Below are 15049 nucleotides of genomic sequence, written 5' to 3'. Positions count from 1 at the left end.
AGTACTGTTCATCATCTACTCTGCCTTGCTCCGCAAGTCAATCGTAGTGATTCACAGCAAAAAAGCCGCCCCTTTTGCCTTACAGCAAAAGGGACGACTGATGCGCGTTACCACCCTCATTCGTGTTATTCTCACAAATAACACCTCAACAGTACACTATGATACTTGGCGCGGTAACGGGCGCATCACGTTTGTTTGGCGTGAACCAAATAAAAACTCGGAGTTCATCTTCACAGATTGCCGCATGTCTCCTTTCTCACCAACCGGAGTCTCTGTATCTTTGATCATCTGCTACTCTTCTCGTCAACGTTCATCAAATTCTATACGTAATTTTCAAAAATTATAATTGTTTTTTCATCTACTGTCAACGAGAACTTTTGCCTTTTTTTTACTTTTGCAAATAAAGGTACTGTTGACCCATTTTTTGATAAATTGTCGCAAGATCGGTTTTACTGACCGAACGATCTTTGTGGCCGTAAGGGTCATTGACATACATCGTATCCCCTTCGATCCCTGTGATGACTACACTATGGATCAAAGTGGTGACGTAGATTTGACCATTTCTGGTTTCCCAAGTAAAGAAATCGTTATTAGTGGGCACTTGCAATTCCAATGTTGCAATCATCCAAATCGGGGTCCCGGTTTCTAAAACGGTGATGATCTCATCAAAACTTTTGTCTCTTCCGCTGATGATTTGCATCCCTTCTGGAACGACTTGCGCTGCGACCTCTGCGATCGGCTCTACATCCACACCCATGGCCGCATCTCCTCCATAAATATTGCCGACAAATCCTTCCCGAGGATCTCCGCGATAAGTGGCATCTTCATGGACGGGAACATAATGAATACGCTCAGCTAATGCATTTTTATTGGTTTCAACACCATAATAATTCAAAAGCATGGACAAAGCTGTCACTTCGCAACCATTGCCCAAGGCAACCTCATCGAATTGACTTTCCAAAGGAACATCGATACGTATCGATGCTTCTTGGACATCTTCGGAGTTGGAAAGACTACTGTCAGAAGTACTCTGTTGTGTCAATAACTGATTGTTTCGGGTAGTAAAGGGTGATTGACCTTTGCGGCCATCGAAAAACAGCACAAAGAGGACGACACTGATTGTGAAAAATAGTATGATGGCTTTTACTGGCTTTTTTCTCATTTGTTCTCCTCCTTTCAACCATTATAACGGAAATACGTAAATCCTATATTGGAATGGCATATTTTTTAAAGTACATTTCACAAAAAAAAAACGCTGGATCCAGCCCAGCGCTTTTTTTGATTTTATTACGATACGATACTTTTTTGTTTCTTCAAAAACCGTTGCTTGGCTTGTGTGAAAGCCTTGATTTCGAATTGTTTGCTTAACGCACCCGCAACAAAATACGCTAAATTGAAGTCAATCAGGCTATGGATCAAACCGCCGATGCCCATCAACACAAAAAGGAAATAATAGAAGTCCCCATCAAAAGCGGTGCCAGGTACATTGCCCGTAAAGTAAAACAGTGCTACCACGCCCATCTCAATCACAGAATGAATCAACCCAATCAGCAAATTGAACAATTGTAAACGACCGTTCAGCAGCGTAGGCTTTCCATTTTTCAATAAAAGATTGGGCTGTTTTTGCAGATAGACTGCCCCAATCACAGCAAAAATCACATGTGACAAAGCCCGTAAGGCAATAATTGGTGGTAATGACAAAAAGAACCCAAATGTAGTCCCTAGTGCCACCGCAATCGCCATTGCTGGTGAGAAAAACATAGCAACAAAGACTGGCACGTGACTAGCTAAAGTAAAGGAAGCTGGCCCGATAACGATTTTCGGCATCACCATCGGAATCACGATCCCCATTCCAATCAACAATGCAGCAATCGTCAAATGACGAATAGAATGATTTTTCATTTTTTACTCCTCCAAAGTGTCTTGACACGTTTAATGAGCTTATTCTACCTGTCTTTCGTTTAGGTGTCAAGACATATCAAAGATACACAAGACTCTCCTAAAGGTATCTGTATTTATTGCACAAAAAAGAGGGATACGATTTCGTTATCCCTCTTTTTCTTACGCTTTAGATGCTGATATTTTATTTCCGCGCCAACATCTCATTACTCAAGCGTGCAAACTCCACCAAAGACAGCGTTTCTCCCCGACGTTTCGGATCGATTTCACTGGCTTCAAGACTGGCTTGCAGCCATGCCTTGGTTGCGTCGTCTTTGCCATACGTGTTTTGCAAGTTGTTCCACAATGTTTTGCGTCGCAATTGAAAGGCTGACTTGGTCAATTTGAAAAATTCCTTTTCGTCTGTCACAGCTACTGCAGGTGTTTCCCGTCTGGTTAATTTCAAGATTGCTGAATCAACATTGGGTTGCGGCACGAAGACGGTCTTCGGTACGATGAAGGCCAATTTGGCTTCCATGTAGTATTGGACCGCAATCGACAATGAGCCATAGGCTTTGGTGCCGGGTTGCGCGGAGATGCGATCAGCAACTTCTTTTTGCATCATGACCACCATTTCTTGTACCGGTACATTTGATTCCAAAAAGTGCATCATGATAGGGGTTGTGATGTAATAGGGCAGATTCGCCACGACTTTCAACGGTAGTTCTTGGTCAAAAGCAGTTTGGATGGTGGTCGCTAGGTCCGCTTGTAAGACATCTTGATGAATGACTTTGACATTGGGATAAGGACGCATCGTGTCTGCCAAGACAGGGATCAAGCGATCGTCGATCTCAAAGGCAACGACTTGTTTGGCATGTTTGGCCAATTGTTCCGTCAATGCACCGATCCCGGGTCCTACTTCAATGACATTGGTTTCTTCGTTCACGCCTGCTGTTTCAACGATTTTGCGTAAAATATTCGGCTCTGTCAAAAAGTTCTGCCCTAAGCTTTTTTTAAAGGTAAATCCATGTTTTGCTAATATTTCCTTGGTTCTCGAGGGGGTAGCAATATCTCGTTCTTCCATTATTGTTCATCCTCCACTATCTTCATCGCAGCCGCAAATTCGGCTTCTGTGATTCGAAACATCGCCAGCCTTTTTTCTAATTGTTTGCCATTGGTGTACCCGATTCGCAAAATATCACCTAATCGTTCACGTTTTTCTTTCGCACCGGCACCTGCAATCAGGCCAAATGCCAGCAACAGTTGACGATCGATCGACGGTCCTTCAGAAGCTTCTGCTGCTGTCATTGGCGTCACGACTTTTTGCAGTGCTTCTTTCAAGGCTTGATGACTTGCATGTTCTACACCTAGACTGCCTTTGCCTTTGGGGGCTGCTTGACTGCGGGGCAAAAAGGCATGTTTGGCATCAGGTACAGCTTCCATGATGATTTTGCGAATTTTCTCGCCAGAAAAATCTGGATCTGTAAACACGATCACACCGCGGGTTTCTTGAGCCAGTTCGATCTGGTCCAAAATTCCTTCATCGATTGCTGAGCCGATGGTTTCGATGGTATCCACATCAAACACTTCTTGCAGTCGGCGCGTGTCGTCTTTGCCTTCGACGACTATGATTTCTTCGATCCGCGGCTTACTTGCCATCGATCCGAAACAGCTGATGGGCATTTTCTCTGGTATAATCAGCGACTTGTTCTGGGTTTTCTTCCCGCAACGCAGCGATCTGGTCCACCACATAATGGGTGTAGCCTGGTTCGTTGCGCTTGCCGCGATAAGGGACAGGTGCTAAATATGGTGCATCTGTTTCTACCAACAAACGATCTTGGGGAACGATTTTCGCAGCTGCTTGTACTTCTAAAGCTTTCTTAAAAGTGACCACTCCGCTAAACGAAAGATGCATCCCTAGGTCAAGAAATTTCTTGGCCCATTCGTCGTCTCCGCTGAAACTATGCATGATACCACCGACGTCTTGTACTTTTTCATCTTTCAAAATCGCATAGGTATCTTCGATGGCGTCACGGGTATGGATGCTGATAGGTAATTTCCGCTCTCTAGCAATGGCGATTTGCCGGCGAAAAACCCGTTCTTGGACATCTTTCGGATCTTCCATCCAATGATAGTCCAAACCAATTTCTCCTAATGCAACCACTTTGGGCAAGCTTAGCCGTTCTTCTAAAAACTGTTCTACCGCCGCCGTATAAGATCCTGCTTCAGTGGGGTGCCAACCAATAATACTATAAATGAATGGATACTCCTGACTGAGTGCCAGCGATTTTTCAACCGTAGGCTGGTCAAATCCGACGACCGCCATTTCAGTCACGCCAAGTTCATGGGCTCTGGCAATCGTTTCTGGAATATCATCATTGAATTGTTCTGCATTTAAATGGGTATGTGTATCGAAAATCATGTTACGCCTCCTTAATTCTCCTATACTCTAGCATATTTTTCCATTTTAAGAAACGAATCACGGTTGCTTTTTTCACTGTCCTTAGAAAATTTTCAGCAAGGTACAAAAAATCGGCCTCAAGGTGGAGGTCGTTGGTCAACAATTCTTCTATACTAAACACAATACTTACACTTGGAGGTGTTATTATGGAAAAACCAAACGTTGTTGGTAGCCGCTTTTCGAATGATTCAGTCATCCATACAAAAGCCAATATGAAGAAACGGTATCAATATTATCGTCAACAAAATGCCCATCAGCAATTTGACCAAGACTTTAAACGGACATTTCAACAGGATTTCCCCAACTTTGCGACTTGGCTGAAACTGCAGCAGCAAGTGCCTCAAGTTGGTCAAACCAATACGCTGTCTCATTGGCTGATGATTGGCTGTTTTGCTTTGATGACTGCGGCGACATTTACGCATCAGCTCTTATTCTTGTTTGTTTTATTGATGGTCGCAGCTTTGGTCAAAGGACCAGGGATGATTTTATGGGGGATGATCTATTCCTTTCTAGTCAGCTTGTTTCCACCTTTGGGGTTATTGCTCTCGGGTCTCTTCTTTCTATTAACGATCCGACAATTGACCAAAAACATGACCTTTGTTTTATCCGCTATGTATTTCTATACGTTCCCATTCTTGGTAACAGCATTGCATACATTTACCACTTGGAACGATCAATGGTTATTCTATGGCGGAATCGGTGTCGCATTGATCAGCGGTCATATGATTTTAAAACAAAACTACGCCTTTGCTTCTAGTCGGGGTGTTGCTTGGGCACTGATGACCGTCCCTTATGACTGTATCATGGCGTTGGTACCCAAAAAACACAAAAGCCGCTTCTTTCGATCATCCAAATTTAAATAACAGTCATCTCTTACCGAAGCGCCTATATAATTGGCGGCTTTCGGTTTTTTTGTGCTTGTTGCAAGTCCTGCTTGCAGATTCGATTATTTGGATTTAAGCGCATTGTTCGATTGCTTTTTGTGGTACAATCTACTATGCTAGAAAAGAGAAAAATCAAAAAAAGGAGCCTCGCCATGTTGACCTTGATCATTATTGCATTCCTCATCATAGGCGTGCTGCTATACTCCTTTATCATCGAACCCCATAGGTTGAAACAGCGCCATTACTTGATCAAAAAAGACAAGCAGACTGTGCTTGATATTTCCAAAGCCTATGATATGTATCAAGAAGAAGATACGATCGTGATCGCCCATATCAGTGACTTGCATTTCTCTCATTGGTTCAAGCCAAGGCGAATGAATCGGATCATTCGCTCGACGATCGAACACAAACCTGATCTCATTGTCATCACAGGGGATTTGATCGATAACTACAAAAAATGGCCGCATCGTTCCACCAATCGCTTGGTGGAAAAACTCAAAAAATTACAGGCACCGATGGGCAAACTGGCTATTCTGGGCAACCATGATCATTTGCACGATGGCCATTACTTCGTCGCTGAAGTTTTTCGAAATGCCGGGTTCACTTTGCTGGACAATGAATCCGTCTTCGGTTCTGATGAAAAAACGTCCATGTCCATTACTGGCATCGATATTGAGAGTCCTCGCGTGAACTATTCCTATGAATCTACATTGGCAGAATGGCAGATTCTGCTATTGCATGAGCCTGATTATGTCTCACGGGTCACCAATCTCCATAGTTATGATTTGATTTTGTCTGGCCATAGTCATGGCGGTCAGATTCGTTTGCCTTTTTACTACGCAAAAACCAAAGGTGCCCTCAAATATACCGACGGTCTTTATCTATTCGGCGAAGACACTTTATTGAGTGTCACAAGTGGTGTGGGGACGACAAAGATTCCCGCACGTTTAGGTGTTCCACCAGAAATGATTTATTATCATTTGCCACCGCAAAAAGAACCAACCCCAAAAAATACGCAAACGCAGCACGTGCAATGATACCTGGTTGGTATCGCAGCACGTGCTGTTTTTTTATGGAACGATTGCGCTTTATTCTTGTGCCAATCCTGCATAAATCGTCTCTAAATTCCATTGCATCATCCGATAGTAGCTATCTCCTTCTTCCCCGGGTTCAGCAATCGAATCGGTAAAGACGGTGTCAAAGATCGGTATGCCAGAATCGCGGGCGACACTTTGCATGGGTCTTGTATTGACACTGCTTTCGACAAATAAGGACGCCACTTCAGACGTTTGCAGTTGATCGACCAAATCTTTGATTTGAGCGGGTGTGCCCTCTTCTTCCGTATTGATTTCCCAGATGTACGCTGAAGGGACACCATAGGCTTTAGAAAAGTATTTAAAGGCGCCTTCACTGGTAACGATCAATTTCTTTTCATCTGGAATGGAATCAAAATTGGCTTTGGCTTTCTCATCAAGTGCCGTTAAATCAGCCAAATAATTGGTTAGGTTTTCTTCATAATACGCTTGATTTTCTGGATCTTTTTCACTCAATCGCTTGGCAATATTTTGTGCATAAATCATCCCGTTTTCTAAATTCAACCACGCATGAGGATCGGCTTTAGTATGATCTTCATCATCTGAAAGGTACAATACATCCACGCCATCACTGACTGCATAATAGTCTTGATCGGCTACTTTATTGGCATTGTCCATCAATTTAGTGAACCAGCCATTGCCGCCAGTTTCCAAGTTCAGTCCATTATAGAAGAGCACGTCTGCATCTGTGGCCAACCGTACATCTTCTGCTAAAGGTTCGTACTCATGAGGGTCTCGTCCTACTGGTACGATACTGTGAAGATCGATTTTGTCGCCAGCAATATTTTTGGTGATATCAGCAATGATCGAATTGGTAACAACAACGGACAACTTGCCCTCGGTTTGACTTGCTGGACTGTTTTGCTGTGCCAAAAAGACACCGCCAACAATAGCAACTGTCGCCAAAGCCGCAGTCACGGACCAGCGTTTCACTGTACTTGTTTTTTGTTTTGGTGAAAATAGGAAACCAAGAACAAAGAAGGCCCCTGCTGTGAGGACAATACTTGAACCCGCAGCGATATTAAAGGTGTAGCCGATAAACAAGCCGACGAATGAAGCCAAACCACCTAATACGCCCGCAATCACCATCATTTTTTTCAACTCTTTGGTAAACAGATAGGCAGTTGCTGCTGGTGTCACCAACAAGGCAACGATCAAAATCGTTCCCACACTTTGCATCGCTGTTACAGCAACCAACGTTAATAGAAACATCAGCAAGTAATGGTATCGCTGTACTTTCATGCCAAAGGCTTTGGCCATCATTGGATCAAATGAAGTAATCAATAATGGCCGGAAGAATACAACGATCACAGCAATCACCACCAACGCAATCACGATGGTCAACCACTTGTCACTATCTTGCACGGCCAGAACATTCCCAAATAGAATATGAAATAGGTCCGTGGAGCTATTGGCCACACCGATCAAAATAACGCCTAGTGCTAAAAACGAACTGAAGGTGATCCCAATCGCGGTATCGCTTTTGATCAAACTATTATTTGAAATATAGGTAATGATCACGGATGCCAATAAGCCGAATAGGATGGCCCCCACAAAAAAGTGGATTCCAAAAATATATGACAATGCGACACCAGGCAAGACAGCATGGGATATGGCATCCCCCATCAAGGACATGCCCCGTAAAATGATAAAGCAGCCAATCACCCCTGCCACAATCCCAATCGCTACGGCTGTAATCAAAGCATTTTGCAAGAAGTGATACGTACCTAAACTCGTAAAGAATGTTGTGATCATCTTACAATCCCCCTTTCACAATGATTGCATCACCAAATGTTGCTTTGAGATTGGCATCTGTGAATACGTTACCTACCGAACCATAGGCAACCAGCCGTTGATTCAGCATCACCAATGCGTCAAAGTATTCAGTGATTTTTCCTAAATCGTGATGGACAATGAAAATCGTTTTGCCTTCATCACGGAGTTGTCTGAGTAAAGTGACAATGATCGCTTCGCTTGCGGCATCGATCCCGGCAAATGGTTCATCTAAGAAAATGAAATCTGCATGTTGCACCAATGTTCGTGCAATCAAGACCCGCTGGAATTGTCCTCCCGACAATTCGCCGATTTGACGATCACCAAAATCCTTCATCTCCACTGCAGCCAATGCGGCATCCACTTGCTGCCATTCTTTCGGACGAATGCGCTGCAGCAGCCGCATACTAGGATAAAGACCAAGGGAAACTACTTCTTTGACCGTAATCGGAAAGGTATAATCGATGGCCGCCTTTTGTTCGACATAGGCAATTCTTTTTTGAAATGTGCCCAATGCTTGACCGTCGGCTGTGACAGATCCAGACGCTGGTATCACTTGCAATGCTGCTTTGATAAATGTTGATTTCCCTGCACCATTTGGTCCGACAATCCCGACGATAGCGGGGTTTTCTGTGACAAAAGAAACATCCTCCACTGCGTGATGAACCCCATCATAGGTGGCCGTTATATTTGAAAAAGTAATCATATTCTCACTCCATTTCTATAGTTAAGGTTTATTTATTTTAATTTTTAGGCTTACCTAACTTATTTCCATTATACAAAACTGAACTGTTTTTGCAAGTAGGTTTTACTCATTCATTGAGTGAAACTAAAAAATTTCTCATTTTCATGTGATTTATTGAACAAAAACTAAAAATAACCGTCGTAATATGTTACCCTATTCTTTGGAAAAAAGTTTTAGGAGGAATAGAAATGAAGAAATTGGGCAAAACTTTGGCAGTATTAAGTACATTGGCGCTATTAAGCGCTTGTGGTGCTGATTCACAAACAAGTACTAGTGCAAGCAGCACGACTGCCAGCAGTGAAGAAACAGATGCGAATTCAGCTGCATCTGGGCAAGAATACACGGATCCTAGCACGTTGGCAGACAGCTATGATGTCGTGATCGTTGGTGCTGGTGGTGCTGGGATGGCGGCAGCGATTCAAGCAAAAGATGCCGGTGCCAATCCAGTCATTTTAGAAAAAATGCCAATCGCTGGAGGCAATACATTGAAATCTTCAGCCGGCATGAACGCATCAGAAACCAAATTCCAAGAAGCTGAAGGCATTGAAGACTCGAACGATTTGTTTTATGAAGAAACATTAGCTGGTGGCAAAGGCACCAACGACAAAGAATTGTTGCGTTATTTCGTGGATCATTCAGCCGAAGCCATCGATTGGTTGGACTCAATGGGCATCACTTTGGATAACCTTACCGTAACAGGCGGTATGAGCGAAAAAAGAACCCACCGACCAACAGATGGTTCGGCTGTGGGTGAATATCTAGTGGATGGCTTGATGCGCAATATCCATGATATGGAGATTCCAATTTTCGTGAATGCCGATGTGAAAGCAATCAATGAAACCGACGGTCAAGTCAATGGCGTAACGGTCAACGTCGAAGGCAGCGAAAAAACGATCGATGCCAAAGCTGTTGTTGTGACAACAGGCGGATTTGGTGCCAATATGGAGATGATCGAGGAATACAATCCCGCATTAGAAGGCTATGTAACAACAAACCAAGAAGGTTCTACTGGTGACGGAATCAAAATGATCGAAGCATTGGGTGGTCAAACCGTTGATTTGGACAAAATCCAAATCCACCCTACTGTTGATCAATCCAAATCATTGTTGATCACAGAAGCCGTTCGTGGAGAAGGAGCAATTCTTGTCAATGACGAGGGGGAACGTTTCTACAATGAAATGGATACCCGTGATAACGTGTCCGCTGCCATCATCGCATTACCTGAAAAATCAGCTACGTTGATTTTGGATGCCGGTGTGAAAGAGCGAGTTACAGCAATTGACTTTTATGAATCTCAAGGTCTAGTCAAATCCGCGGACACCATTGAAGGATTAGCGAAAGAATTGTCGATGCCAGAAGAGGCCTTAGCAGAAACAGTTGCGACTTGGAATGACAGTGTATCTGCTGGCAAGGATGCTGCTTTCGGTAGAGAAACTGGTATGGACCATGATCTTTCAACGGGTCCTTACTATGCAATCTCGATTGCCCCTGGGATCCACCATACAATGGGCGGTGTCAAAATCAACACCAATACAGAAGTCATCTCGACAGATGACAAAACGATCCCTGGCTTATTTGCAGCGGGTGAAGTGACTGGCGGCTTGCACGGCGACAATCGAATCGGCGGAAATGCAGTCGCTGATATCATTATCTTCGGTCGTCAAGCAGGAAACAAATCTGCAGCGTACGCGTCTGGACAAGAGTAAAAAAACAAAGACAGATACATTTCCGATCAATCAGAAATGTATCTGTCTTTTCATCTATTTGATTGGCATTTCGATGTCAAACTTTAGGAAACCACATTTCGCGGTGCATCATCAATGAACGCTACTAGATTGCCAACTGCGATTTCCATCAAGCGTTGACGGGTTTCAACTGGCGCCCATGCGATATGAGGTGTTAGGTAACAATTCGGTGCTTGCAGTAATGGATTGTCCGCTGCAATCGGTTCTGTCGATACCACATCCGCTGCCAATGCGGCGATTTTGCCTTCGGACAGCGCTTGGGCAACAGCTGATTCATCCAACAATCCTCCACGGGCTGTGTTGATCAAAATCGCTGTGTCTTTCATCTGTGCCAAAGCCGCATGATCGATCATTCCTTCTGTTTCAGGAAATTGAGGGACATGCAAGCTCATCACATCAGCTGTTTGATAAAGGGTTGCTAACGATACTTGCTTCGCCCACTCTGCTTGAGGTGCTTTGACCCGATGATTATAGTAAATGACCTCCATTTGGAAGGCATGGGCGATGGCCGCAACAGCTTGAGCAATTGCGCCATAACCAATCAAGCCCAATGTTTTGCCCGCCAACTCTGTCAAAGGCGTTTGCCAATAAGAAAAGTCCTTGCTGTTTTGCCAATCTCCTTGATGAACGGATTGGTTATGACGACCTACTTGATTGGTGACTTCCAGCAGCAATGCAAAGGTCGCTTGCGCCACAGCATGGGTACTGTAACTCGGAATATTGGTCACAATGATGCCTTGTTCTTTGGCTGCTGTGAGATCAACCACATTGTAGCCAGTCGCCAACACCCCTATATAACGCAGTTGTGGACAGGCTTCAAGTACTTCTTTGGTCAACGGGGTTTTATTGGTGAATATCGCCGTCGCTTCACCGATTCGTGTAATGATTTCGTCTTGATCTGTATAAGAGGTCCGATCATAGACCCTCAATTCACCTAATGCTTCCATTTTATGCCAATCCAGATCCCCTGGATTAAGGGCATAGCCATCTAAAACAACGATTTTCATTTGATTGCTCCTTTCGCTTTTGCAAAATACACAGGAATCCCCAATGCAGTGACACCCATCCCGATGATGGCCAGACCCGGTGCCGTGATCAGTGTCATCACTAAGATAAAGCAACCGCCCAACACAGCAATCAGCGGTGTGATTGGGTAAAGTGGGACACGATATGGGCGATGCATGCGGGGCGCACGTTTGCGCAACAATATCACGCCTATAAACAATAATACACTAAAGAACCACATCACGAAAACCAGCATATCTGTCAATAGATCAAAGGTACCAAGAAAAATCATGATACACGCAATACTGACTTGCAAGATAGCTGCCGCATAAGGCGCATTGGTCCTTTTACTGAGTTTGGCAAAGGTCTGACTAAAAGGGATCTCATTGGCCAAAGCCATCGCATACGGTACCCGCAAACCAGTCATGGTATAGCCGTTTAAGGCGCCATAGACGGAAATCAAAATACCGATAGTGACCAATTTCCCGCCAAAGGCCCCGAATAGAGCCATCGCTGTTTCTGAAGCACTATTCAAGTTCCCTGCAATGTGATCGATTGGCAATGTTTTTAGAAATGCAACATTGATCAAAACATAGACCAGCGTCACAAAACTCAAACCAAAAATAATTGCTTTGGGCAAATCTTTTTCCGGCTGTTTCATCTCTCCAGCTACATTTCCCACACCTAACCAGCCGTCATAGGCAAAGAGTGTCGCCAACAACGCACTGCTGATACCTGCCAAAACCGAATCTGGATTGTTCGAAGAAAAATCGACTAATGATACCTCGACCTGACCTGGCATGATCAAACCAGCCACAATGATCAATGCGATAGGAATCAATTTGATCGCCAATGTAAAAGACTGCACCCTCGCAGCGACTTTGGTCCCTAACAGATTAATTCCTGTCACACTGATAGCTGTCACAATCGATAATGGTATCAAATAATGGCTTGATAAATGAAATAAATTGATACATTGGGTGGCAAAAATAATACTCAAAGCTGCCACATTCGCAGGAAAATAAATAATACTTTGTGCCCAGCCTAATAAAAATGAGGGTAACTTGCCATAAATTTTTTCGATGTAGCGAATAGGTCCGCCAGTTTCTGGAATCGCTGTCGCCAACTCAGCTACAGTCAAACCGCCGCAAATCGTTAAGAATCCCGCCAACAACCACACCAATAAGGTCAAGCCCGTAGATTGCGTTTGCTGCACAACTGCCGCAGCTTTGAAGAAGACGCCAGCACCGATCACCGTACCCATTACGGTCGATAATGCACCGAAAAAGCTGATTTCTTTTTTTAATTGACTTTTCACACCTTCACTTCCTTCACGTTGAATTAGTCAAAGTATAGCGGATAGCTGCTGGCTTGACTAGCACTTTTTGCCAAATAAAAAAAGCAAATGCTTTCATCTGATAAGCACTTGCTACAGTCGATTACTCTTGATTTGATAGTATTTCTAGGGGAACTTGTTCGGTTTTGCTGACCCGCTGCAAGAAGGGCAATGTCAGCAATAACAGCATTGGAAATACGATTGCAGCTAAGATCCCCAACTGTAGACCCGCCCCTGACCACTCGACTACATTGCCGACAACAGCTGGGCCCAATGAACAACCCAAATCCCCCGCTAAAGCCAAATAAGCAAACAACGCTGTTCCGCCATTGCGGATATATTGCGCGGAAAAACTGAAGATCCCAGGCCATAATATACCTACTGCAAAGCCACTCAAACCACAGCCTAAGAATCCGATCAATGGCATTTTCGCTAAGCCGATCATGCCATAAGCAATCAAGCAAAGGCCTAAGCTAAAGAGCATAAATCGTTTGAGGTCGATGCGTTCGCCAAAACGCCCATAGAGCAAGCGAGATGCGCCCATCATAAGGGCAAAGACCAATGGACCAGATAAATCCCCCACCGTTTTTGAAACCCCTAATCCTTGTTCAGCAAATGTCGAGGCCCATTGACTGACGGCTTGCTCAGAAGCCCCCGCACAAACCATCATCACCAACAGCAGCCAAAAGGTTTTTAATTTGAACAATCCTTTGGTGGATAAGCCTTGCTCTCCTTCGGCAACGATTGGCGCCAAAGGCACCTTCAGAAAAACAAATAGATTGGCGATTGGCAATAAAGACCAGAGCAGAGCCAACAATTGCCAACGATCGATACCAAATACAGCGAAGAATAGCGTTGAGACCAGAACGACCCCGACATAGCCCCAACAATAGAATGAGTGCAGCAGACTCATGGCTTTTTCTTTATGAGCTGTTGGACTGGCTTCCACGATAGGACTCACCAATACTTCCAATAATCCCCCGCCAATTGCGTATAGTATGACTGCTGCCAGCAGACCAGTAAAAGGCGTCGGGAAAAGAGCTGGAAAAAGTGCCAGACCGATCAATCCAGCCGCAGCAAAGCCATGGGCCGCGACGATCGACGGGCGATAGCCAATCCGATCGACAAAAAAGATGGCCGCAAAATCTACCACTAATTGCGTTAAGAAATTGATACTCACCAAAAGCGTGATTTGCGTTATGGGCAATTGATACTGTGATTGAAAAGTGAGAAAAAGCAATGGTGCAAAATTGTTGATGATGGCTTGAACAATATACCCAACAAAGCAAGCCGTTAACGTTGCTTGAAAATGTTTCATTTTGTTCCTCCTTTATGAAGCCAATTATACCGAATGTTCATTTGTTTCCGCCATGGAATAAATGCGCTTTTTGGCTAGAATATCTTTAGGTATTTGTTAAATGGCTGGGATATTGGATCAAAAAAATGCAAAAAAAAAAATGACGATTGATCATCCATACGTCATTCTTTTAATATCTGATGCTATTTTTTGATAAGTTGCATCTTCACTCAAGCAGCAGGTGCATGTGCAGCTAGGAATTTCATCGTTGCTTCAAATATCGGTCCGATAAAGACGATACACAACAACGTACCTAAGCCCACACTTGCACCCAAGGCAAACCCGATCAAAACCATTGCTGCATCTAACCCAATGCGGATCGTTTTTTGAGTCAATTTTGTTCGTTTATAGATCAATGCAGTCAGTGCTTCTAACGCAGCTGATCCTTTATTGGATGAGACATAGATCCCTGCACCGATACCAAATAAAATCGGTGCGGCAATAATAGCCAACCAAGAATAAAATGGCAGATGAACCGAAACTTTGTCCAGCATCGGTTCAAAAATCCCAATCAATAAGCCCAGACCGACCCCATTGATGATACTGCCGATGCCAAGTTCCTCACGACCCAGCAAAGCCACGATCAACAAGACCACACAATTGAAACAAAGACTGGCGATCCAAAACGGCAGTTCGACAAAATTCAAAATACCTAAAAGGAAGGTACTGATTGTATCATATCCCTGATGGGCAGTGATCAATAAAGAAACAGCCAACGCAATCAAGCCAGTTCCTAAAAATACTTGTCCAATTTTTTTTGATTCTTTCACG

15 protein-coding genes are annotated in these 15049 nt (G+C 43.9%); 4 read left to right on the top strand and 11 right to left on the bottom strand.

What is annotated here, in order from left to right; all coding sequences use genetic code 11:
- On the top strand, window positions 1-346 hold a 346-nt coding region (locus A5886_RS15960; RefSeq protein ID WP_218776626.1), incomplete at its 5' end, for a hypothetical protein.
- A gap of 42 nt (window positions 347-388) precedes the next feature.
- On the opposite strand, the gene A5886_RS04340 is transcribed toward A5886_RS15960, so the two are convergent.
- The 5 genes from A5886_RS04340 to A5886_RS04320 all read right to left on the bottom strand — a co-directional run bounded on the left by A5886_RS04340 (window position 389) and on the right by A5886_RS04320 (window position 4300).
- On the bottom strand, window positions 389-1162 hold the full coding sequence (locus A5886_RS04340) for a C39 family peptidase (RefSeq protein ID WP_086273806.1): 774 nt from the start codon (window positions 1160-1162) through the stop codon (window positions 389-391).
- Window positions 1163-1287: 125 nt separating this feature from the next.
- Window positions 1288-1902 (bottom strand): hypothetical protein, encoded by a 615-nt coding sequence (locus A5886_RS04335; protein WP_086273805.1) that lies wholly within the window; start codon window positions 1900-1902, stop codon window positions 1288-1290.
- Window positions 1903-2083: 181 nt separating this feature from the next.
- Window positions 2084-2965, bottom strand: coding sequence for a 16S rRNA (adenine(1518)-N(6)/adenine(1519)-N(6))-dimethyltransferase RsmA (gene rsmA, locus A5886_RS04330; protein ID WP_086273804.1), 882 nt, complete (start codon window positions 2963-2965; stop codon window positions 2084-2086).
- Window positions 2962-3537 (bottom strand): ribonuclease M5, encoded by a 576-nt coding sequence (gene rnmV, locus A5886_RS04325; protein ID WP_086273803.1) that lies wholly within the window; start codon window positions 3535-3537, stop codon window positions 2962-2964. The genes rsmA and rnmV overlap by 4 nt, the downstream gene beginning before the upstream one ends.
- Complete coding sequence (locus tag A5886_RS04320; RefSeq protein ID WP_086273802.1) at window positions 3527-4300, bottom strand: TatD family hydrolase; 774 nt, start codon at window positions 4298-4300, stop codon at window positions 3527-3529. The genes rnmV and A5886_RS04320 overlap by 11 nt, the downstream gene beginning before the upstream one ends.
- A 185-nt stretch (window positions 4301-4485) precedes the next feature.
- Between A5886_RS04320 and A5886_RS04315 the strand changes: the two genes are divergently transcribed.
- Window positions 4486-5202, top strand: coding sequence for a hypothetical protein (locus A5886_RS04315; RefSeq protein WP_086273801.1), 717 nt, complete (start codon window positions 4486-4488; stop codon window positions 5200-5202).
- Window positions 5203-5375: 173 nt separating this feature from the next.
- Window positions 5376-6260, top strand: coding sequence for a metallophosphoesterase (locus A5886_RS04310; RefSeq protein WP_086273800.1), 885 nt, complete (start codon window positions 5376-5378; stop codon window positions 6258-6260).
- Between the two features lie 51 nt (window positions 6261-6311).
- On the opposite strand, the gene A5886_RS16150 is transcribed toward A5886_RS04310, so the two are convergent.
- Together A5886_RS16150 and A5886_RS04300 are read right to left on the bottom strand one after the other, a co-directional pair.
- The gene (locus tag A5886_RS16150) at window positions 6312-8072 is read right to left on the bottom strand and encodes a metal ABC transporter permease subunit (RefSeq protein WP_086273799.1); all 1761 of its coding nucleotides are present in this window, start codon (window positions 8070-8072) and stop codon (window positions 6312-6314) included.
- A 1-nt stretch (window position 8073) separates the two neighbouring features.
- Window positions 8074-8796, bottom strand: coding sequence for a metal ABC transporter ATP-binding protein (locus A5886_RS04300; protein ID WP_086273798.1), 723 nt, complete (start codon window positions 8794-8796; stop codon window positions 8074-8076).
- 227 nt (window positions 8797-9023) lie between these two features.
- Between A5886_RS04300 and A5886_RS04295 the strand changes: the two genes are divergently transcribed.
- Window positions 9024-10541 carry a flavocytochrome c gene (locus tag A5886_RS04295; protein WP_086273797.1) on the top strand — a complete coding sequence of 506 codons (1518 nt, stop codon included), beginning with the start codon at window positions 9024-9026 and terminating at the stop codon, window positions 10539-10541.
- 83 nt (window positions 10542-10624) lie between these two features.
- Here the strand turns inward: A5886_RS04295 and A5886_RS04290 are convergent, their stop codons facing one another.
- The 4 genes from A5886_RS04290 to A5886_RS04275 form a co-directional block, all read right to left on the bottom strand.
- The gene (locus A5886_RS04290) at window positions 10625-11587 is read right to left on the bottom strand and encodes a D-2-hydroxyacid dehydrogenase (RefSeq protein WP_086273796.1); all 963 of its coding nucleotides are present in this window, start codon (window positions 11585-11587) and stop codon (window positions 10625-10627) included.
- Window positions 11584-12903 (bottom strand): APC family permease, encoded by a 1320-nt coding sequence (locus A5886_RS04285; RefSeq protein ID WP_086273795.1) that lies wholly within the window; start codon window positions 12901-12903, stop codon window positions 11584-11586. The genes A5886_RS04290 and A5886_RS04285 overlap by 4 nt, the downstream gene beginning before the upstream one ends.
- Window positions 12904-13024: 121 nt before the next feature.
- Complete coding sequence (locus A5886_RS04280) at window positions 13025-14239, bottom strand: MFS transporter (protein ID WP_086273794.1); 1215 nt, start codon at window positions 14237-14239, stop codon at window positions 13025-13027.
- A gap of 209 nt (window positions 14240-14448) precedes the next feature.
- Window positions 14449-15048, bottom strand: coding sequence for a YczE/YyaS/YitT family protein (locus A5886_RS04275; RefSeq protein ID WP_086275988.1), 600 nt, complete (start codon window positions 15046-15048; stop codon window positions 14449-14451).
- Between the last annotated feature and the right edge of the window lies 1 nt (window position 15049).

It is taken from the genome of Candidatus Enterococcus testudinis, assembly GCF_002140915.1.
GTDB lineage: Bacteria > Bacillota > Bacilli > Lactobacillales > Enterococcaceae > Enterococcus_D > Enterococcus_D testudinis.
This window is presented reverse-complemented; position numbering and strand designations above follow the sequence as displayed.